Origin of the sequence: Thalassospira sp. MCCC 1A02898 (assembly GCF_001618185.1) — a bacterium.
GTDB classification, from domain to species: Bacteria; Pseudomonadota; Alphaproteobacteria; order Rhodospirillales; family Thalassospiraceae; genus Thalassospira; species Thalassospira tepidiphila.
Map to the genome: position 1 here is coordinate 1 of NZ_LPXK01000011.1, position 18,815 is coordinate 18,815.

Sequence of the window (18,815 nt, forward strand, 5' to 3'; positions counted from 1 at the left end):
CCGTTCTTGGCCAACGTAATGCCACCAATTGCAACGCTCAGCTTGTTGGGATCGGCGGTTACACCGCATTTACCAACCGCCATGACGATACGACCCCAGTTGGCGTCTTCACCGGCAATCGCGGTTTTGACAAGCGGGGAGTTGGCAATGGCCTTGGCGGCAGTTTTGGCTTCTTTCTCGTTCACGGCACCGGTGACCTTGACGGTGATGAATTTCGAAGCACCTTCGCCATCGCGGACGATCTGATGGGCAAGATCACGCAGCACGTCTTCAAATGCCGCCTTGAACGCGGCAAGTTCTGGATCGTTGACGTCACTGATCGCGTTATTGCCCGCCTTGCCGGTGGCAGCCACCAGAAGCGTGTCCGAGGTCGACGTATCGCTATCAACCGTGATCGCGTTGAAGCTGCGGTTGTTGCAATCGGCCAGAATGGCCTGCAAAACGCTGTGCGGTAGGGCGGCATCGGTAAACACAAAGCTTAACATGGTTGCCATGTTCGGCTCGATCATGCCCGATCCCTTGGCGATACCGGCAATCGTCACGGTCTTGCCATTGATGGTCGCGGTGGCTGACGCGCCCTTGGGGAAGGTATCGGTTGTCATGATGGCCTTGGCGGCATCAAGCCAGCCGGCCTCATTGGCCAGAAGATCGCCCAGTGCATCGGTGATGCGGTTGGCTGTCGTCGGCTCACCAATCACGCCGGTCGATGCGGTAAAGATTTCGGTTTTTGCACAGCCAAGTGCCTTGGACGCGGCTTCGACCTTGTCAGCAACGAACTTTTCGCCAGCCTTGCCGGTGAATGCGACGGAGTTACCTGCATTGACAAAAAAGGCACGTGCCGTACCCCCCTTAAGCGCCTCACGTCCCCAGCGGACCGCCGCCGATGCGGTGGTGGATGTGGTGAAGACACCGGCAACCTGCGTGCCAGGCTCAAGTTCGGCCAACAGCACATCCGGGCGCCCCTTGTAGCGAATGCCAAGGGTTGCGGTATGCAGTTTAACGCCAGCAATCGCCGGAAGGTCTGGGAATGCCGCAGGGGCAAGCGGTGAAATGGCAGTCGCAACCATCAGTGCAGTTTCCTTTATTGGATAAGTCGGTCCATCCTGCCGCAATGGCGACGAAAAGCAAGCGGCAGAATGAATTTACGCGATCAAGTGATGTGTAAAAAACGGGGCGAAGCCAAAGGCTGCACCCCGTTTTCGAATTCTCTAAAGCCAGTCGCGATCAATTGATACTGACCGCGAAGTCTGCGGGATTATTCCGCCGGCTTTTCCTTGGCGGCTTCTTCTGCTGCCTTCGCGGCTTCGATTTCGACATAGTTGACGATTTCGGCATCAGAACGCAGGTCTTCGACAAGTGCGTTAAACGCATCGCGGCTGATTTCGGCCACCAGCTGCTGACGGACTTCGTCAAGTGACGGCTGGGTGCCTTCTTTTTTCTCTTCAACCTTGATCACGTGCCAGCCGAACTGGGTCTGAACCGGCTCGCTCGAATAGGTGCCCGGTTCCATGGCAAAGGCTGCCTCGGCAAACGGTGCAACCATGTCGGCACGGTTAAAGAAGCCAAGATCACCACCGTTCGGGCCGGACGGGCCGGTCGATTTTTCTTTGGCGAGTTCGACGAAGTCGGCACCATCGTCAAGTTCTGCGATGATGGCTTTTGCGTCTTCTTCGCTTTCAAGCAGGATATGGCGGGCGTGAACCTGCGGCTCCGGCTCGTTGGTTTTGATGAATTCTTCGTATTTTGCTTCGATCGCATCATCGGTGATCGCGTCACTGAGCGCACGATCCAGATAGGTTTCCGCGATCAGGCGGCGCTCAAGCGCTGCGATCTGTGCTTTGACTTCCTCGTCGTCAGCAAGACCAGCTTCGCTGCCGGCATCCATCAGCAGGCGCTGATTGATTTCACGGGTCAAAAGATCTGCCTTAAGCATGTCAAACGGAAGCTGGCGATACTGTTGCGGCAGGCCCTGCTGGGTTGCGCGGACTTCTGATTCAAGAATGTCCTCACCATTGACCGTCGCCAGCACCGGGTCTTCTGCCGGTGCAGCGTCCTGTGCCATGGCAGGGGATGCGAAAATGACGGTTGCCAGGGACGCAGCAAGAAGGGATTTGCGCAGCATAGTTTCTCCAGACTTTGATTTCAGATGGGCTTATGCCCAATGCCTCTGCCCACGGGTAAAACACATAAGTTGTGCCTGCACAAGGCTTCGCCGTGGATGTCGCACCTTTTGGCAAAGCTTTCTGTCTAAAATGTGAAGAAGCTAAATTTGCGTGTCAGCATGTTGTGATGTGTATCTTTGCGTTCACGCGCGCATCACCTGCAAGGCGGGCAATGCTTGGACGACCGTTATGTGAAATTTTGACATGGTTGGGACTGTTCAGGCCCGAACGTCAAACAGCACTTCACCGACCGTCCCTTGTGACCCATCTGTGCGGGTGAAACCCGATTTGGCCACCAGATCCCCGCCGATCAGCCGTTCGTTCAACGGCGTGATCAGGGTCAGCGAGATCGATTTGATGCCTTCGCTTGCCAAGCTGCTCTGGCTTCCATTTGCGCGCAGCAAAACGAGCGAGCTGAACACAGCATCACTTTCGTCAATCACGCCATCCTGGTTGTCATCATACTTGGCCAGTTCGGCAAAACCGTCTTTGGCACCGTTCTGGTCACCAAACAGTTCGGTACCGTCGTTGATTTCACCATCATCATTGCGATCAAGTGCTAACAGCGCATCCCCGCCGCTGACCCAGGCGGTTTGATCAAGCGATCCATCACCATCAATGTCAAACTTTGCACCGTCTTCAAGACTTGTGATGTCGATGCCATTGCCATCCAGATCAAGGATCAACGGATCCTTCTGAAACGCTTGCGCGATTTCAACCCGGATCATTTCGATATGGGCCTTGAACTCGGAGACGGAAATGTCGATTTTCCCGGCGGTCTTGGCAAACCGGGTTTCAATCGATGAGAAATCGATCTGTACCTGTCGGGAACTAACAGACACCTGCCCAAGGTTAACCTTGGCCTTGCCGTGCGACATGCTGACCGCCAGATCTTGAACGGAGTCAGCGCCGCCGGTGCCACCGGTATTGGCAAGCTTCAGGTCACCCGGATCACCACCCGTCATGGCGTTGGCCATCGCGCGGGCCTTGGCTGGCGGAATGCCCATCATGGCAAGAACAATGAAAGCCTCGCGGTTCAGGCGCGTCTGGGCATCATCTAATGCGGGTTTCAGCCCCTTATAGATTTCAAGCACATCGGTCTCGAATTCCAGAATTGGGTGCTGAAAAGACCCCATTGCTTGTTCGATGCGTTGGTTGGCTTCGATACTGAGATCAATCTGGTCAATGATGGCGCGTTGCTGGGACAGTTCGCCATCTTGATTTCCATCGGTATCCGAACTGACGGCACCATTTGCCGCGGCACGTGAAGCGGCAAGCGCCGCTGCATTCTGGGTGGCGGTCGGATTGGATAGTGTTGAGGAATCAAACATACAGCACCTCCTTCCTGAAGGGCTGCGGGATGCCGGTCACGACATCCCGTCGCAGTTAAATCAGAACATCCTGTTCCTGTGTCGGGTCAATGACGGGCACAGTTTCACCATCAGGGAACGTGAAGGTGGCCTTGCCATCATCCTGACCAAAGAGGCCCATCGGCATCATCATATCAACGGTCAGCTGAAGCGGACCTGCACCCTCGCCAGTATCGTCAACCGGCTGATTGATGCTGCGTACGATCAGGGTTGCCTGTTCCATGAACTGTTCGGTGATCTGGGCATTGAGGGCCGCCATCCGTTCGGCCGCAAGCGCCTGACCATTGGTCTGCGCAGCACCGGCTGAGTCACCTTCTTCGGACGCGTCATCAGAACCGACTGTCGCATTCATCAGTTCACGAATGAATTCAGCGACTCCGTTATCGTTGATATCAAACAGAAGTCCGCCATTCTCGGCACTGGCCGGGTTGCCCAGCATATCCACAAGCGACCCGCCACCCAGTCCATCCATAACCGCGCCAAGTGCGCCAAGGGCTGCACCGGCACTGTTGCCAATTGCGATGGCTTCGGTGCGGACAACTTCGATCTTGGCAGCCTCGTAATTAAACGAGAACTCACCGGTTTCGTTGTTGATGCTGATATCCAGCGACTGGACCGCCATCATGGCTGATTCCGATACGCCAACCGCAGCACCATTGGCCCCGGCATATGAAATGGCGGTCTTGCTGTGGCTGGCGATCGCCTGATCAAAGGAAAATTCAAACTGGTCTTGCCCGCTGGCAGCATCGCGAATGCCAGTGAACATGGCCTCGGTCGCGACAATCGCTTCTTGTTCGGACATGCCCGAAAGCGCGAACATTTCCTCGACACTGCCGCGAATCATCTCAAGCGACGCATCAAGTGCGCGTTCAAACAGTTCTTCGGTTGTCAGGGACTTGTTCGACAGCGACTTGCCTGCCGCAGGGGCAAGCTTCTGGCTGTCATTATGTGCGGCAAGCGCATCGTCTGACAACGCAACCGGATCAACCTGATTGCGTGCATCAGTTCGCGCCTGTGCAGCACTGTTACCGGCATCGGGATTGGTTTTGGCAAGCGGCTGACGCGCATCCTGAAGGGCGGATTGACCCTGACGAAATGGATTAAGCGCTGAGAAATCGACCATAATCCTCCTCCTGAGGATGTGATTTGGCAGCGCTTTCGGGGCAACCCTGCGTGCCAAAACGAGCTACATGCTCTGTTAGGGTTTAAAACTATTAGGCGAATGGTACGCCGATTTCTCGCATTTCTCAAGCAAGAAGGGATCAATAACCAAAAACGGAAACGTGAAACCGTCCGGATGTGTCCGGGGACGGCGGCGAAAACCGGTAATTTTCAGCCCAACATTAGCGATATTGGCTCGTTCCGTTGACAGATGGCAGGCAGGGTTCTATCTGTGATCGGGCTCCGCTTTCTGTCGGGCCTCATTGTGTCTTAATTTATTTGTTCAGGAACGTATTAATGCTCGGCGCTATTGCCCGGAAAATTTTCGGTTCAGCTAACGATCGTGAAGTCAAAGCCCTGCGGGCCACGGTCGAGCAAATCAATGCCCTGGAACCCGAAGTCGAAAAGCTTACTGATGACGAACTGCGCGCCCGGACAGATTGGCTGCGCGAACGTCTCAAGAATGGCGAGACTCTGACAGATATCCTTCCTGATACCTTCGCCACCATCCGCGAGGCGTCCAAACGTGTCCGTGGTGAACGTCATTATGATGTGCAGCTTCTGGGCGGCATGGTTCTGACATCTGGCAAAATCGCCGAGATGAAAACCGGTGAAGGTAAAACCTTGGTTTCGACCCTTCCGGTTTATCTGAATGCGCTTGAAGGCAAGGGCGTTCATGTGGTGACGGTCAACGATTATCTGGCAAGTCGCGACGCCGAATGGATGGGCGAGGTCTATGGCTTCCTTGGTCTGACTGTGGGCGTGATCATGCATGGCATGACCGATGATCAGCGCCGTGCGGCTTATGCTTGTGACATCACCTATGCGACCAATAACGAGCTCGGCTTTGATTATCTGCGCGATAACATGAAGTTCCGTCTCGAAGACATGGTGCAGCGCCCGTTCAACTTTGCGATCGTCGATGAAGTCGACTCGATCCTGATTGACGAAGCCCGTACCCCGCTGATCATTTCAGGCCCTGCCGAAGACAGCTCCGAACTTTACCGCTCGATTGATGCGCTGATCCCGAAACTGATCGAAGAAGACTTCGAAAAGGACGAAAAGGCGCGTGCGGTTACCCTGACCGAAGAAGGCACCGAGCACGCCGAACAGCTTCTGATGGAAATGGGCATTCTGACCGAAGGCACGCTTTATGACGTTGCCAACGTTCATCTGGTCCATCACGTCAATCAGGCACTGCGTGCCCACAAGCTGTTCCAGAAAGATACCGACTATATCGTCAAGGACGACAAGGTCGTCATCATTGATGAATTTACCGGTCGTATGATGGAAGGCCGCCGTTATTCCGATGGCCTGCATCAGGCGCTCGAAGCCAAGGAAAAGGTCAAGATCCAGAACGAAAACCAGACCCTGGCATCGATCACCTTCCAGAACTATTTCCGCCTCTATCCGACCCTTGCCGGGATGACCGGTACGGCAATGACCGAGGCCGAAGAATTCGAGGAAATCTACAACCTTCAGGTTGTCGAAATCCCGACCCATCGCCCGATTGCCCGTAAAGATGCCGATGACGAGATCTATCGCACTGCCAATGAAAAGTGGATTGCGATCTCCGAACAGCTTGAAGACTGCCACAAACGTGGCCAGCCGGCTCTTGTCGGGACGGTCTCGATCGAGAAATCGGAAATTCTGTCCGATCTTCTGAAAAAGAAAAAGATCCCGCACGAAGTTCTCAACGCCAAGCAGCATGAACGCGAAGCCTTGATCGTGGCACAGGCCGGTGCGCCGGGTGCGATCACGATTGCCACCAACATGGCCGGTCGTGGTACCGACATCAAACTTGGTGGCAACGTTGAAATGCGCGTTGAGCACGAACTGGCCAACGTCACTGACGAGGCCAAACGTGCGGCCGCGATTGAAAAGATCAAGGCAGAAGTCAAAGCCGACCAGGAGAAGGTTCTCGCCGCCGGTGGTCTGTTTGTGATCGGGACCGAACGCCATGAATCACGTCGTGTGGATAACCAGCTGCGTGGTCGTTCCGGTCGTCAGGGTGACCCGGGTGGATCGAAATTCTATCTGTCGCTTGAAGATGACCTGATGCGTATTTTCGGGTCCGAGCGCATGGACGGCATGCTGCAGAAACTTGGTCTGCAGGAAGGCGAAGCAATATACCATCCGTGGATCAACAAGGCGCTTGAGAAAGCCCAGCAGAAGGTCGAGGCACGCAACTTCGACATTCGTAAGAACGTTCTGAAATTTGACGATGTCATGAACGACCAGCGTAAGGTCGTCTATGAACAACGCCGCGATCTGATGCAGGCAAAAAATGTCGCCGAAGACGTTGCTGACATGCGCGCCGAAGTCATCGAAGACATGGTCGACAAATACTGCCCGGCCAAGGTCTATCCGGAGCAATGGGAAGCCGCCAGCCTGCACGAAGAAGTTACCCGTCTTCTGGGTCTTGATCTGCCGATTTCTGATTGGGTCAAGGAAGAAGGCATCGATCAGGAAGTCATGCGCGAACGCATTGAAAAGGCAGCGGATGCGAAAATGGCGGCCAAGGTTGCCAACTATGGTGCTGACATCATGCGCCAGGTCGAAAAAAGCCTCGTGCTGCAACTCCTTGATCAGTCGTGGAAAGAGCACCTTCTTGCCCTTGATCACCTGCGTCAGGGCATTGGCCTTCGCGCCTATGGTCAGCGCGACCCGCTCAATGAGTTCAAGCGTGAAGCCTTCAACATGTTTGAAGCCATGTTGGTTTCCTTGCGCGAACGCGTGACCCAGATGCTGTCGCATGTCGAACTGCAATCGACCCCGCGCCCCGAAGACCTCGAAGCACCCCGCCGTCCGCAACAGGAAATGCGCGAAAACCGCGACGAACTCGAAGCAACCGAGCAGGGTGTCGATACCGCAACCGTTCAGTCGCGTCAGCCGGGCAATTTCGATCCCAATGATCCGTCGACCTGGGGTCGCGTGGCGCGTAACCAGGCCTGCCCATGCGGATCTGGCAAGAAATACAAGCATTGCCACGGTCAGCTGAACTGATCGTATTGGCCATGAATTGAAACAAAAAGCGCGCTCCTTCGGGATGCGCGCTTTTTCTTTGTCAGTTGCTTGCTGTCAGGGCCTTGGTTGGCAGATGGTTTTGCAGGAACTGTTTGACCGGGTCCAACACCGCATCATCGGTTGTCAAATAGAACCCAAGAGCAATCAGGGTTCCTGCATGACCCGTTTCGGGGACTTCGACAAGTTCTGCATTCGGGGCCAGTTCGGCGAGTTTGCGCGAGTTGCGCGGTAAAACCGTGTGATCACGGGTGCCTGTAATCAACAAAAGCGGCGGCATATGTGTAAGATCCATCGCGACCGGCTGGCTCTGATTGGCCGGTGTCTCGCCAAATGCATTTTTGGTGGCTGCAACATCATAGGGGTAAAAATCATACGGGCCGGAAAGCCCGATGATGCCGGCAATGTCATCGGCATCAAGCCCGACAGCTTGCAGATATTGTTGGTCCGCAACCAGTTGAACGGCGTTATAAGCCCCGGCGGAATGACCGGCCAACATAATCGGGACATCTTTGATCTGACCCGGATTTTGTGCCGCGTAGTTTTTCATAAAGGCGATCGCAGACGCGCCGTCCGCGATAAAGTCCGGAAAACGAACATCGGGCACCAATCGGTAATCATGAATGGCAACGGCATAGCCAAACTCGGCAAAACGTTTGGCGATAAAGGCGTACTTGCCGCGATCACCAGAATCCCAGGACCCGCCATAAAACCAGATCACAAGTGGGGCGGGCTGCAGGGAGGGATCGGGCAGATAAAGATCCACAACCTGCCGCTCCTCCGGGCCATAGGAAAGTGCCGCGATATCAGGTTCTAAATCGCCAGCCTGCCAATGATTGTAAGCACCAAGCTTGTCACATCCGGCCAGAAGCACCATTGCGACAACGGAGTTGGCAGCTAGGCCAAAAAGCCTTGTGCGGTTCGGTTTGTACATTGTTTGTTATGCTGTTTCCGGAGGCTTCAAGCTGCCTTAGGTTGATTGGAAAAACGACGTAATCTCAATACGGCAATTTGAGTAAAGCAGTTTGATGCTTTCTGCACTTGGCGAAGGTTTGATGGCGCGATAAAACAGTGCCATGACAATACAACAACCAGATAAAGGCTGCATGTCGGTTGACCTGCGCCAGGGCAAAATCCCGGAAAAAACCGTGTTCGTCAGTGCGGTCGCGCTGGTCGATATCGATCACCGTGTGCTGATCGCCCAGCGCCCGGAAGGCAAATCCATGGCGGGCCTGTGGGAGTTCCCGGGCGGCAAGGTCGAGGCGGGTGAAACCCCCGAAATGGCGCTGGTGCGCGAGCTCAAGGAAGAGCTTGGTATTGATATTACCGAAAGCTGTCTGGCACCCTTTACCTTTGCATCTTTCACCTATGATGATTTCCATCTGATGATGCCGCTTTATCTGTGCCGCGTCTGGAAGGGTGAAATCACCCCGATGGAAGGTCAGCAGGTGAAATGGGTGCGTCCGGTCCGTCTGGGCGACTATCCGATGCCGCCGGCTGATGTGCCGCTTGTGGCGATGCTGCGCGATTTTCTGTGAGCCATCTGCCCGTTTGTGGCGTATGAGATCGCGCATTGAAGTTTGAATGATGTTGTGGGGATATGATGTCTGATCCGGTCCGTGCCTGTCTGATTATTATCGGCAATGAAATCCTGTCTGGCCGCACCCATGACAAGAACCTGCCTTATCTGGCAGAGGAACTGAATGCGCTTGGTGTCCGCCTGGCCGAAACCCGCGTCATTCCCGATATCGAAGCCACCATCATCGAAACCGTCAATGAATGTCGGGCAAAATTTGATTATGTCTTCACCACCGGCGGCATCGGCCCGACCCATGATGACATCACATCGGAATGTGTCGCCAAGGCATTCGGGGTAGCGATTGAACTCAATGCAGACGCCCACGACTTGCTTAAAAGCCATTATGAAAACCCCGAAGACCTCAATGAAGCGCGCCTGCGTATGGCACGTATTCCGGTCGGGGCGGAGCTGATCCAGAATCCGATTTCCAAGGCACCGGGTTTCCGCATGGAAAATGTCTATGTCATGGCCGGTGTGCCGATGATCATGCAGGCCATGTTCCAGGGCATCAAACATCAGTTGATTGGCGGCAAGCCGATGGTATCGCGTTCCGTTGGCGGCTATATCCCCGAAGGCACGATCGCCAAGGTGCTTGGCGAAATTCAGGCTGATTTCCCCGAAACCGATATCGGGTCTTATCCGTTCCTGCGCGAAGGCAAGCTTGGCACTACATTGGTAGTGCGTGGTGAGGATCCAGATGACGTCAATCAGGCATCTGATCGCATTCGCCTTGCCATCATCGAAGGCGGCAAGGATGTGATCGAGGATACCGGTGCTGTCTGATTGCCTTGGCCAGTGGCCTTGAATTGCGTTTGATCAAGGTAATGTCTTCGGGGCTGTGTCTAGAATTGTTCTGACCTTTTACGGGAAGACAATATGACCGATCAGAACCATGATCCGCACAATGACGCGCGCAACAGTCAGGCCGCCCGCGAAGCCCGGTCGATTGTGAAATTCATGATCGAACACACAGCTTACGGCGGGTTTGGCGCGCTGGTGTTCGGGGCGTTGGTTCTGTATTTCGATATTGGCGGGATTTACAGTCTTGCGACGTCATCGCGCGATGCGCCGATCTTTATCTTCTTGCTGTTTTTCGGCCTGTTTGTGACCTTTGGCAGCATCAGTCTGGGCATCGGGATCATGACGCTTGGCGGCTTTTCCGATGATGACCGCTATCGCGATGAACGGACGCGCAATCGCAATTCAGATGACAGAAAATAAAAAAGGCGCCATTTGGTGGCGCCTTTCTGGAAAGTTGAACACCTGCCTTATGGCCGGTCCGCACCGGATTTCTTGGCGATCACGCGCGCAATCAGCATGCCGATGATCCAGCCCGTCAACGGCACGATGAAAATGTAATCAAACAACGGGTGGCTCGAATCCCCGCCCGACGCCGCCAAAATGATCCCGACCCAACCCGCGGTCAGAAGATAGCCCATGATCTTGAAATAGACCCCGTTTGACAGCCCCTTTTTTTGCGGCGGCTGTTCGGGATTGTTCGGTTGGCTTGGTTCGCCAGACATTCGGTATTCCTTGCGTTCTGAAATATGTTTTGGCAATCAGCGTTCAAGTGTCAGCGCGTCGGGATCAATGCGATCCTGCCAGCCTTCGCGCACCAGTTCGGGCACGACGTGATCTTCTTCCGGATATCCGATACACAGATAGGCAATCAGCCGCCAATGGTCTGGCACATCAAGCGTCTTGCCGACCACATCCGGCTCAAGGATTGAAACCCAGCCAACCCCGATGCCCTTCACACGTGCCGCCAGCCACAGCAACTGCACGGCGGCGACCGCAGAATAATCAAGCATCTCGGGCATCGTCTTGCGGCCAAGGCCCATGCCGGCTTCGGTTTCTTCATCGGCAAACACGGCCAACTGTACCGGGGCCTGATCCATGCCCTGAAGCTTCAGCGACGCATAAAGCTTGGCGCGTTCGCCGTGATAGTCATTAAGTGCTTCATTGTTGGCGCGCTCGAAACTGTCGCGAATTGATTTGCGGCGTTTCGGGTCATTGACCTTCACAAAGCGCCATGGCTGGCAATTGCCGACTGAGGGCGCCAGGCAGGCTTCCTTGATCAGATCGTCGATATCGCCCTTAGGGATCGGGTCGGTGCGAAAACGCCGGACATCACGCCGCCACAGCAAAAGATTGATGAACTGCTTTTGAAACGTCTGGTCAAAAACCGGCGGCGTCAGGTCCGTTTCCGGGGCGCTGTTTGTGGCAATCTGATCTGGTTTGGTCATGGCGCGGGCCTGATGAAATGCGAGGTAAATTTCAATTGTTTTGCACCCTACCTGTCAGCGCCGCTGTCGCCAATAGCAAGATGATCTCATCGATCCTTCACAGCCGATTTTTGCGCACCATGCGCTGACAAAAGCCTAGAACGGCACATCTATGGTCAGAAAACCGGTATAGTTGCCGTGCGACACTTCATAGCTCAGTTTTCGCCGCAACTCGAAACTGACGCTGGCGGGGAAACTGCCCCATTGCTGGGTAATGCCACCCCCGGTATCAAGATAAAGATTGGTGCTTTCAATGCTGACAAACGGCTCAAGCGTCATCGATGACTGTGCCACATCATGGATCAGGGAAAACTCCGATCGAATGCCGGTAATGTCCTCAGACCCGGTGGCGATGTCGCGAAACCCCTGAATGCTGAGATCAAAACTCAGCGGATCATAGGCATAATCGGCCCCGGCATAATAGCGCGTCGATCCGCTGCGCCCGTAATTCTGGTTCAGAAGCGATATGGTCTCGTCCTGCCCGGCAAACGGAATGATTTCATGATTGCCAAAGCCAAGGCGATAGCGCGCCTCGACCGAAGCATCAAAAAGCTGCGTGGTCGCGATGCTTCCGGGCACAAGTCCACCACTGGTGGCGCGCGCCGCATCAACATATTCGCGCGCGGTGGTGATATCGCCATCAAGCTGGATGCGCAGCGGCACCGCCCCGAATTCATAGTCGGTGCCAAAACCGATGCTGTTTGAAATGCTGGTACTATCAAGCCGTTCGGCATAGCGCAGGTTATCTGGCACCGGGCCAATCGGGGATTGGCGGATGGTGCTTTGACCAAGGCTGATGCTGCCGCGCAGGTTAAACCAGTCTGTCACCCGCGAGACGAAATAGGGCGACAGGGCAAGATTGTTTTCGCGATAGCCCAATTGCCGGGTGCCGGATTCGCCAACCGTGCTGCCCCAGCCAACCCCGATGCCAAGCACAAGCCCGTCATCAATCAGATAATCCACACCGCTATCAATCGAGATGGTGTCGCCACTGAGGCCCGGATCGTAGCCCGACCCGGTGATACGGTTTTCAAGTTCTGAATGGTTGCCCGCAAGCCAGATACTGATCGGCGCATGCACGCTGCGCGATTGGGTCGGGAACGTCCCCGCCGCACTATCAAGGTCAAGCTTGCGCGCAAGCGATGAAAGCGCATTGCGCCCGGCCAGAATCTCGCTGGGTGTTGGGGTGCCCATGCCAAATTGCAGATGTTCGGTGGCCTGTTGCGGCGGAGAAAGGAAGCCATCAAACAGCAAGGGTGCCACCCGGCTGTCATAAAGATCTTCGTCCATCTTGTCATACAGGCGGTTCATATGGCGTTGCTGATTTGCGGTCCGGGTGGTGGTCTTGTTGCGCAATACCGGTGCATCAGGCCGTGCGGCATCATCGCGGGCAAAGGCCTGCGGTATTATGGGCGGCTGGCTTATCTCCCGTCGAAGGATATAGGTAACGGCCGCCAGACAGACCGTGGCAATCACGGCAGCTTGAAAACGCCTGTGCATCTGACTTTGAACGTGACTGTTTGGGTCAGTGGTCCAGCATGACAGACGAAAATGCACGGAATATGGAGAAACACGGGCAGTTCTGCCCCATTGCTGTTTAACCGCGTAAAGGTGCCGATCATGGCTAATAGAATGTTGCGTCAAAAACCAAGCCGCGCTAGAACGCTTTGCACCGGCTTTGGCCGGTCCCAACGCGCGTCGCGGGCGTGGCGAAATTGGTAAACGCAGCGGACTTAAAATCCGTCAGCCCTAAGGCTTTGCCGGTTCAAGTCCGGCCGCCCGCACCAGCGCATCGGCAACCGGACCCTGTTTACGGTCCCGGCATCAAATTGCCGAATTCCTGTCATCAAATCCTCTGCTTTGTATTTCATCCTGCGAACATCCCGGCACAGGTTTGCTGTGGATGTTGTTTCATCCCCAATGCAGGAGAATGAAGATGGTTCACTTGATTGCCATTGGTGTCATTGCCGCAGCCGCACTGGTCGTAACGTGATGATCAATCGGTGACTTCTTGTATGAGATGCTGCAGTGCGATAGGATCCTTGGTGCGCGTATTCACGCCATCAACAGGCCAGCATTGCCATGAACAAAGTCGCTGCCAAATCCACAGAACTTTCGGGTGTTCCGATCCAGCAGGACGGCGCATGGCACGCACTACCCGCCGATCAGGCCCTTGAAGATTTCCAAACAGGCCCGCAAGGCCTTGAAGCAGACCAAGCATCCGAACGTCTGGCGCAATATGGTCCCAACCGGCTTGATCCGCCGCGTCGGCGTGGGCCGCTGATCCGGTTTCTGGCCCAATTCAATAATGTGCTGATTTATGTCCTGCTGCTGGCAGCCCTTGTTACGGCGGCACTGGCGCATTGGGTCGACACGTCGGTCATTCTGGCGGTGGTCGTGATTAATGCCATCATCGGTTTCGTGCAGGAAGGCCGGGCCGAAAGCGCGCTTGAAGCAATCCGCAATATGCTGTCACTCGCCGCCATCGTCGAACGCGGCGGGCGTAAAATCGAAATCCCCGCCGAAGACGTCGTGCCGGGCGATATCATCCATTTGCAATCGGGTGACAAGGTGCCCGCTGATTTGCGTCTGATCCGGGTCAAGGGTCTGCAAATTCAGGAAGCCATCCTGACGGGCGAATCTGTTCCCGTCGATAAGGCTGTTTCCCCGGTGGCCGCGGACGCGGCGCTTGGTGATCGTTTTTCCATGGCCTATTCCGGCACCATGGTTACCCACGGGCAGGGCTGCGGCGTGGTCGTTGCCACCGGTGCCAAAACCGAAATCGGTCGCATCAGTGCGCTTCTGTCCGAAGTCACCACCCTTACCACGCCGCTTCTGCGGCAAATGTCGACCTTCGGGCGGAAGCTCAGTGCCGCCATCATGGCGGTCGCCTTTGTTACCTTTGCCATTGGTGTCTGGGTGCATGGGCGCGGGGCGGCTGAGATGTTTGTCGGTGCGGTCGCGCTCGCCGTCGCCGCCATCCCCGAAGGTCTTCCGGCAATCATGACCATCGCCCTTGCCACCGGCGTGCAACGCATGGCCGCACGGCGTGCGATCATTCGCCGCCTGCCGGTGGTGGAGGCATTGGGATCGGTCAGCGTCATCTGCTCGGACAAGACCGGTACGCTGACGCGCAACGAAATGACGGTGCAGTCGCTCGCCACCGGCAAGCATCTTTATGCCGTCACCGGCACCGGATACCGCCCCGAAGGCGGCTTTGAGCTGGATGGCAAACCGGTCAAACCGGATGACCATCCCGGCCTGACCGAAATGGCACGCGGGGCACTTTTGTGCAGCGATGCCGGTCTGCATGAAAGTGATGGTCAATGGTCGGTCGATGGCGATCCGACCGAAGGCGCGCTGGTGGCCCTTGCCATGAAGGCGGAACTGGAACCCGGCACCGAAAACCGTCAATTGCCGCGCCATGACGTCATCCCGTTTGAATCCGAACATCGTTTCATGGCGACCCTGCATCACCATGCCGAAGGCCATGGCTTCATCTATGTCAAAGGCGCGCCCGAACGTATCCTTGCCATGTGCAACTCTCAGGGCGGACCGGATTATCAGGAAGTCCTGGATCGCCCCTATTGGGAAGCCCGCATGCAGGAAATGGCCGAAAATGGCCAGCGGGTTCTGGCACTTGCCTTCCGCCCGACCCATAACGGCCATCACCAGCTGGTCTTTGATGACGTCAAACAGGATCTGGTGTTGATCGGCCTTTATGGCCTTGTCGATCCGCCGCGCGAAGAAGCCATCGCCGCCGTTGCCAAATGCCGTGCTGCCGGGATTGCAGTTAAAATGATCACGGGCGACCATGCGGTGACAGCCGGTGCCATTGCCCGTCAACTCGGCCTTGGCGATGGCGAACCTGTGGTCAGCGGCCACGAGCTTGACGGCCTTGATGATGGTGCCTTGCGTGACGTCGCCAGCAAATCCCACGTATTTGCCCGCACCAGTCCCGAACATAAACTGCGTCTGGTCAAGGCCCTTCAGGCAGAGGGCCATGTCGTTGCCATGACCGGCGATGGCGTTAATGACGCCCCGGCGCTTAAGCGCGCCGATGTTGGTGTTGCCATGGGCCAAAAGGGCAATGAGGCCGCCAAGGAAGCGGCCGAAATGGTGCTGGTCGATGACAATTTTGCCTCGATCGCCGCCGCGGTCGAAGAAGGCCGAACGGTCTATGACAATCTGGTCAAATCGATCCTGTTCATCCTGCCCAGCAGCGGCGGGGAGGCCCTGACCATTGTCATGGCGCTGGCCTTGGGCCAATTGCTACCGATCACCGCGCCACAAATCCTGTGGGTCAATATGATCACCGCGGTGACGCTCGCCCTCGCGCTGGCGTTTGAACCTTCTGAGCACAACGTCATGAAACGTCAACCGCGCCGACGCGATGCGCCGTTGCTATCGGGCTTTCTGATCTGGCGGACGATTTTTGTCTCGCTCATTCTCGTGGCCGGTGTGTACGGCGTGTTTGTCTGGTTCCAGAACCGTGGGGCGGACCTTGAAGTATCGCGCACGGTCGCGGTCAACACGCTTGTGATGTTTGAACTGTTCTATCTGTTCAACGCGCGTTTCCTGACCGCATCGGCATTCACCAGACAAGGGCTTTTGGGCAGTCGGGCGGTGTTGATCGCGGTCGCACTGGTCGTGCTTTTCCAACTGATCTACACCTATGCCCCGCCGATGCAGTATCTGTTTGAAAGTGTCGCCATCCCGCCGCTTGGCTGGGCGATGGCCGTCGGGGTCGGGTTCAGCGTCTTTGTGCTGGTCGAAATTGAAAAGGCTTTCCTGCGACACTGGCAGAAACGCAAGACAGGGTAATGTTTACCGGATGTAAAGCAGATGCCGCCTATCCATAACGCATCGCCGTAATCACGTGTCAGGCTGCCCTATGCCGTTACCAGACCAAGAAGACGAAGGCCCGCGCAAGAAGGAACGGATTGGCAAATATGTTGCCCCCGAAGAGCGCGCAGCCAATATCGTCAAACAGCTTGATGAATTCCTCCGCAAGGGGCCAAGCAAGGGGCTGAAATATTCCCGTTGGCAGCAACTGGCCTGGTATGAGATCGTCGATGAAATCAAGCGCGCCGAAATGGCCCAGAAAAATCAGGACACCCTGACCAAGTCCGCCTTCCTCAGTCTGGCAATTGGCTTTGGCACGGTCGGCTTCTGGGGGCTGGTGCTGGTGGCGGGCAATGGCTTGGGCGCAATTGCCGCTGGCGTCATTGTGATTGCCGGTCTTGTCGTCTGGCGCGCCTTGTCCAAGGCAAAATGGTTCAAATAACAGTTCTATCACGCAGGCATTCGCACATATGAACAAGGAAGCAGCCGAAACTCTCGCCATTCGCGCCATCGCTCATATCGCCGGCGACGACGAATTGCTTCAGGGGTTGATCGCGCAAACCGGCATGGGGCTTGATGATCTCAAAGCCGGGATCGCCTCAAACGAGGTGCAGTGTGGTGCGCTTGAATTCCTGCTGTCACACGAACCGTTTCTGATGCGCTTTGTCGAGGAATCGGATTGTGCCCCCGAAGATCCGGCGCGCGCCCAGATCGTCCTGTCCGGCGGCCCGATCTGGCAGGACTGACCCCGGCCCGGCAAAACACCAGCCTAGGCGGTGATTAATTCAGGCGGGTTGGCAATATCGGTCAGGCTGTCGGTGCGCAGCAGCCCGAAAATCACAGAATCACGAATGCCGATATGGGTTTGCCACTCGCCGCGCAGAACGCCCTCGCGGGTGAAGCCCAGCTTTTCAAATGTTCTGATCGACGCATGATTGTCCGGGTCGATATCGGCAAAGACCCGGCGCGCGGTGGTATTTTCAAACAGATCCCGGATCGCGGCATAAAGACCACGTGCGGCGTAATTCTGACCGCGCGCGGCCGGGGTCACCATGCAGGCCGCTTCCCAGATATTCGCATCCCGCCCGGTGTTATAAAAGGCAATAACGCCAAGGGCCGGTCCATCGGGCGTTTCGCAAACGACCCATGAAGTATCTGCAAACCCGGCGTACCATTCCTTAAGCTTGGCGATGGTGGTTTCAATGTCCGGGGTAGCTGGTTCTGGGAGCCACAGGCAGCAATCCGGATCACCAAAAATGCGGTGCAATGCGGCGCCATCTGCCGCCGGGTCAAGGGGACGTAAAAGCATGTGGGGCTCTTTGGTAGGCGTTGGACGGTGGTGGTTGATCAGCTCAAGAACGGAAGGGGCGCACCGCCATAGACATAAATCCAAACCAGAAGTCCGCCACCCAGCAAAATGCGATAGATCGCAAAGGGCGTGAAGCTGGATCGTTTCAGCCAGCTCATCAGAAGGGCGATGGCGATCAGGGCGGTAATAAATGACAGACCCGCTGCAAGCAGAACGTCTTCGGTCAGGTTGATGTCACCCGTCTGATGCAAATCGATCCCTGCCAGCAACCCGGCACCAAGAATGACCGGGATCGACATCAGCATCGAAAACTGCGCCGCGTCAGATCGTTCATAGCCCATGAAGCGCGCGGCCGTCATGGTAATGCCCGACCGGCTGGTGCCCGGAACAAGCGCCAGAACCTGTGCAAGCCCGATAAACAGGGCACCGCCCCAGCGCATATGTTCAAGACGGTTGATCGTCATGCCGACCTTGTCGGCAAGCCAAAGCAAAATGCCAAAGCCCAAGGTGGTCCAGGCAATGATTTCAACTGAGCGCAGCTGTTCCTCGATCCCGGAAACCTTGAAATAGAATCCGACGGCAATCACCGGGATGGTGGCAAGCACGATATGAAGGGCAAGGCGGGCACCGGGGTTGATTCGCCCGGTAAACAGCCGGACGAATCCGCCAAGCATGGCAAACACATCACGCCAGAAATAGATCAAAACAGCAGCCAAAGTACCGACATGCACCGCAACATCTACCAACAAACCCTGATCCGCGCTGCCGGTGAGGGCAGGGGCCAGGACAAGGTGGCCAGATGAACTGATCGGGAGAAATTCGGTGATCCCTTGAACGATCGCCAGAAGAATAATGTGCTGTAGGGTCACGCCCGCCTCTGTGGCTGTTCGCTGCAAAAACTGATCGCTTATAGCAGTTTAGCCCATTTTGGCGAAACGCATAAATAGTACCATTATGGTACTATTGAAACAATGTTGCGGTCATTTTCCGAGGCTCTCTTTGAAAAACCGGAAAATTTGTCCGGATATTTAAGTCAGTAATATTGACCTAAATGATATTTTGTGCTGGATTCTTGCCTGT

General features: G+C 55.7%; 17 protein-coding genes and 1 tRNA gene. 8 read left to right on the plus strand and 10 right to left on the minus strand.

Annotated elements, in window-relative coordinates:
- The 4 genes from argJ to AUQ41_RS11050 all read right to left on the minus strand — a co-directional run.
- Positions 1–1,067: bifunctional glutamate N-acetyltransferase/amino-acid acetyltransferase ArgJ (gene argJ / locus AUQ41_RS11035; RefSeq protein ID WP_063088494.1), on the minus strand; the 1,067-nt coding region annotated here is incomplete at its 3' end.
- A gap of 188 nt (positions 1,068–1,255) precedes the next feature.
- Positions 1,256–2,122: a peptidylprolyl isomerase gene (locus AUQ41_RS11040; protein ID WP_008888374.1), complete on the minus strand. Its 867-nt coding sequence runs from the start codon at positions 2,120–2,122 to the stop codon at positions 1,256–1,258.
- A 258-nt stretch (positions 2,123–2,380) separates the two neighbouring features.
- Positions 2,381–3,493, minus strand: a complete 1,113-nt coding sequence (locus tag AUQ41_RS11045; RefSeq protein WP_063088495.1) for a hypothetical protein — start codon at positions 3,491–3,493, stop codon at positions 2,381–2,383.
- A 55-nt stretch (positions 3,494–3,548) separates the two neighbouring features.
- A complete protein-coding gene (locus AUQ41_RS11050; RefSeq protein WP_063088496.1) occupies positions 3,549–4,655 on the minus strand; it encodes a hypothetical protein in 1,107 nt (368 codons plus the stop codon).
- A gap of 335 nt (positions 4,656–4,990) precedes the next feature.
- Between AUQ41_RS11050 and secA the strand changes: the two genes are divergently transcribed.
- Complete coding sequence (secA, locus tag AUQ41_RS11055) at positions 4,991–7,699, plus strand: preprotein translocase subunit SecA (RefSeq protein WP_008888371.1); 2,709 nt, start codon at positions 4,991–4,993, stop codon at positions 7,697–7,699.
- A 61-nt stretch (positions 7,700–7,760) separates the two neighbouring features.
- Here secA and AUQ41_RS11060 read toward each other — a convergent pair whose 3' ends face one another.
- Complete coding sequence (locus AUQ41_RS11060) at positions 7,761–8,651, minus strand: alpha/beta hydrolase (protein WP_063088497.1); 891 nt, start codon at positions 8,649–8,651, stop codon at positions 7,761–7,763.
- A gap of 172 nt (positions 8,652–8,823) precedes the next feature.
- Here AUQ41_RS11060 and mutT point away from each other — a divergent pair, with 172 nt between their 5' ends.
- From mutT to AUQ41_RS11075, 3 genes are all read left to right on the plus strand, one after another.
- Positions 8,824–9,255 carry an 8-oxo-dGTP diphosphatase MutT gene (gene mutT, locus AUQ41_RS11065; RefSeq protein ID WP_063088498.1) on the plus strand — a complete coding sequence of 144 codons (432 nt, stop codon included), beginning with the start codon at positions 8,824–8,826 and terminating at the stop codon, positions 9,253–9,255.
- A gap of 62 nt (positions 9,256–9,317) precedes the next feature.
- The gene (locus tag AUQ41_RS11070; protein WP_083952691.1) at positions 9,318–10,079 is read left to right on the plus strand and encodes a molybdopterin-binding protein; all 762 of its coding nucleotides are present in this window, start codon (positions 9,318–9,320) and stop codon (positions 10,077–10,079) included.
- A 93-nt stretch (positions 10,080–10,172) separates the two neighbouring features.
- Positions 10,173–10,517 carry a hypothetical protein gene (locus AUQ41_RS11075; protein ID WP_063088499.1) on the plus strand — a complete coding sequence of 115 codons (345 nt, stop codon included), beginning with the start codon at positions 10,173–10,175 and terminating at the stop codon, positions 10,515–10,517.
- 47 nt (positions 10,518–10,564) lie between these two features.
- On the opposite strand, the gene AUQ41_RS11080 is transcribed toward AUQ41_RS11075, so the two are convergent.
- The 3 genes from AUQ41_RS11080 to AUQ41_RS11090 all read right to left on the minus strand — a co-directional run bounded on the left by AUQ41_RS11080 (position 10,565) and on the right by AUQ41_RS11090 (position 13,081).
- On the minus strand, positions 10,565–10,819 hold the full coding sequence (locus tag AUQ41_RS11080) for a hypothetical protein (protein ID WP_063088500.1): 255 nt from the start codon (positions 10,817–10,819) through the stop codon (positions 10,565–10,567).
- A gap of 36 nt (positions 10,820–10,855) precedes the next feature.
- Entirely contained in the window at positions 10,856–11,542 is a 687-nt protein-coding gene (bluB, locus tag AUQ41_RS11085; protein ID WP_083952690.1) for a 5,6-dimethylbenzimidazole synthase, read from the minus strand.
- 135 nt (positions 11,543–11,677) lie between these two features.
- A complete protein-coding gene (locus tag AUQ41_RS11090) occupies positions 11,678–13,081 on the minus strand; it encodes an autotransporter domain-containing protein (RefSeq protein WP_143588674.1) in 1,404 nt (467 codons plus the stop codon).
- A gap of 200 nt (positions 13,082–13,281) precedes the next feature.
- Here AUQ41_RS11090 and AUQ41_RS11095 point away from each other — a divergent pair.
- The 4 genes from AUQ41_RS11095 (at position 13,282) to AUQ41_RS11110 (ending at position 17,172) form a co-directional block, all read left to right on the plus strand.
- A tRNA-Leu gene (locus AUQ41_RS11095) sits at positions 13,282–13,368 on the plus strand.
- Positions 13,369–13,663: 295 nt separating this feature from the next.
- Positions 13,664–16,405: a cation-transporting P-type ATPase gene (locus tag AUQ41_RS11100; RefSeq protein WP_063088501.1), complete on the plus strand. Its 2,742-nt coding sequence runs from the start codon at positions 13,664–13,666 to the stop codon at positions 16,403–16,405.
- 70 nt (positions 16,406–16,475) lie between these two features.
- Entirely contained in the window at positions 16,476–16,868 is a 393-nt protein-coding gene (locus tag AUQ41_RS11105; RefSeq protein WP_008888359.1) for a hypothetical protein, read from the plus strand.
- A 28-nt stretch (positions 16,869–16,896) separates the two neighbouring features.
- Positions 16,897–17,172, plus strand: a complete 276-nt coding sequence (locus tag AUQ41_RS11110; RefSeq protein WP_063088502.1) for a DUF3572 domain-containing protein — start codon at positions 16,897–16,899, stop codon at positions 17,170–17,172.
- A gap of 23 nt (positions 17,173–17,195) precedes the next feature.
- Here AUQ41_RS11110 and AUQ41_RS11115 read toward each other — a convergent pair whose 3' ends face one another.
- Both AUQ41_RS11115 and AUQ41_RS11120 read right to left on the minus strand, forming a co-directional pair.
- Positions 17,196–17,735, minus strand: coding sequence for a GNAT family N-acetyltransferase (locus tag AUQ41_RS11115; protein ID WP_063088503.1), 540 nt, complete (start codon positions 17,733–17,735; stop codon positions 17,196–17,198).
- Between the two features lie 38 nt (positions 17,736–17,773).
- A complete protein-coding gene (locus AUQ41_RS11120; protein ID WP_008888356.1) occupies positions 17,774–18,604 on the minus strand; it encodes an undecaprenyl-diphosphate phosphatase in 831 nt (276 codons plus the stop codon).
- Positions 18,605–18,815 lie beyond the last annotated feature (211 nt).

Excerpts from the sequence above, each read along its gene's own strand:
- AUQ41_RS11040 (WP_008888374.1), bottom strand. The coding sequence starts at position 2,122 with ATGCTGCGCAAATCCCTTCTTGCTGCGTCCCTGGCAACCGTCATTTTC.
- AUQ41_RS11045 (WP_063088495.1), bottom strand. The coding sequence starts at position 3,493 with ATGTTTGATTCCTCAACACTATCCAATCCGACCGCCACCCAGAATGCA.
- AUQ41_RS11050 (WP_063088496.1), bottom strand. The coding sequence starts at position 4,655 with ATGGTCGATTTCTCAGCGCTTAATCCATTTCGTCAGGGTCAATCCGCC.
- secA (WP_008888371.1), top strand. The coding sequence starts at position 4,991 with ATGCTCGGCGCTATTGCCCGGAAAATTTTCGGTTCAGCTAACGATCGT.
- AUQ41_RS11060 (WP_063088497.1), bottom strand. The coding sequence starts at position 8,651 with ATGTACAAACCGAACCGCACAAGGCTTTTTGGCCTAGCTGCCAACTCC.
- mutT (WP_063088498.1), top strand. The coding sequence starts at position 8,824 with ATGTCGGTTGACCTGCGCCAGGGCAAAATCCCGGAAAAAACCGTGTTC.
- AUQ41_RS11070 (WP_083952691.1), top strand. The coding sequence starts at position 9,318 with ATGATGTCTGATCCGGTCCGTGCCTGTCTGATTATTATCGGCAATGAA.
- AUQ41_RS11075 (WP_063088499.1), top strand. The coding sequence starts at position 10,173 with ATGACCGATCAGAACCATGATCCGCACAATGACGCGCGCAACAGTCAG.
- AUQ41_RS11080 (WP_063088500.1), bottom strand. The coding sequence starts at position 10,819 with ATGTCTGGCGAACCAAGCCAACCGAACAATCCCGAACAGCCGCCGCAA.
- bluB (WP_083952690.1), bottom strand. The coding sequence starts at position 11,542 with ATGACCAAACCAGATCAGATTGCCACAAACAGCGCCCCGGAAACGGAC.
- AUQ41_RS11090 (WP_143588674.1), bottom strand. The coding sequence starts at position 13,081 with ATGCACAGGCGTTTTCAAGCTGCCGTGATTGCCACGGTCTGTCTGGCG.
- AUQ41_RS11100 (WP_063088501.1), top strand. The coding sequence starts at position 13,664 with ATGAACAAAGTCGCTGCCAAATCCACAGAACTTTCGGGTGTTCCGATC.
- AUQ41_RS11105 (WP_008888359.1), top strand. The coding sequence starts at position 16,476 with ATGCCGTTACCAGACCAAGAAGACGAAGGCCCGCGCAAGAAGGAACGG.
- AUQ41_RS11110 (WP_063088502.1), top strand. The coding sequence starts at position 16,897 with ATGAACAAGGAAGCAGCCGAAACTCTCGCCATTCGCGCCATCGCTCAT.
- AUQ41_RS11115 (WP_063088503.1), bottom strand. The coding sequence starts at position 17,735 with ATGCTTTTACGTCCCCTTGACCCGGCGGCAGATGGCGCCGCATTGCAC.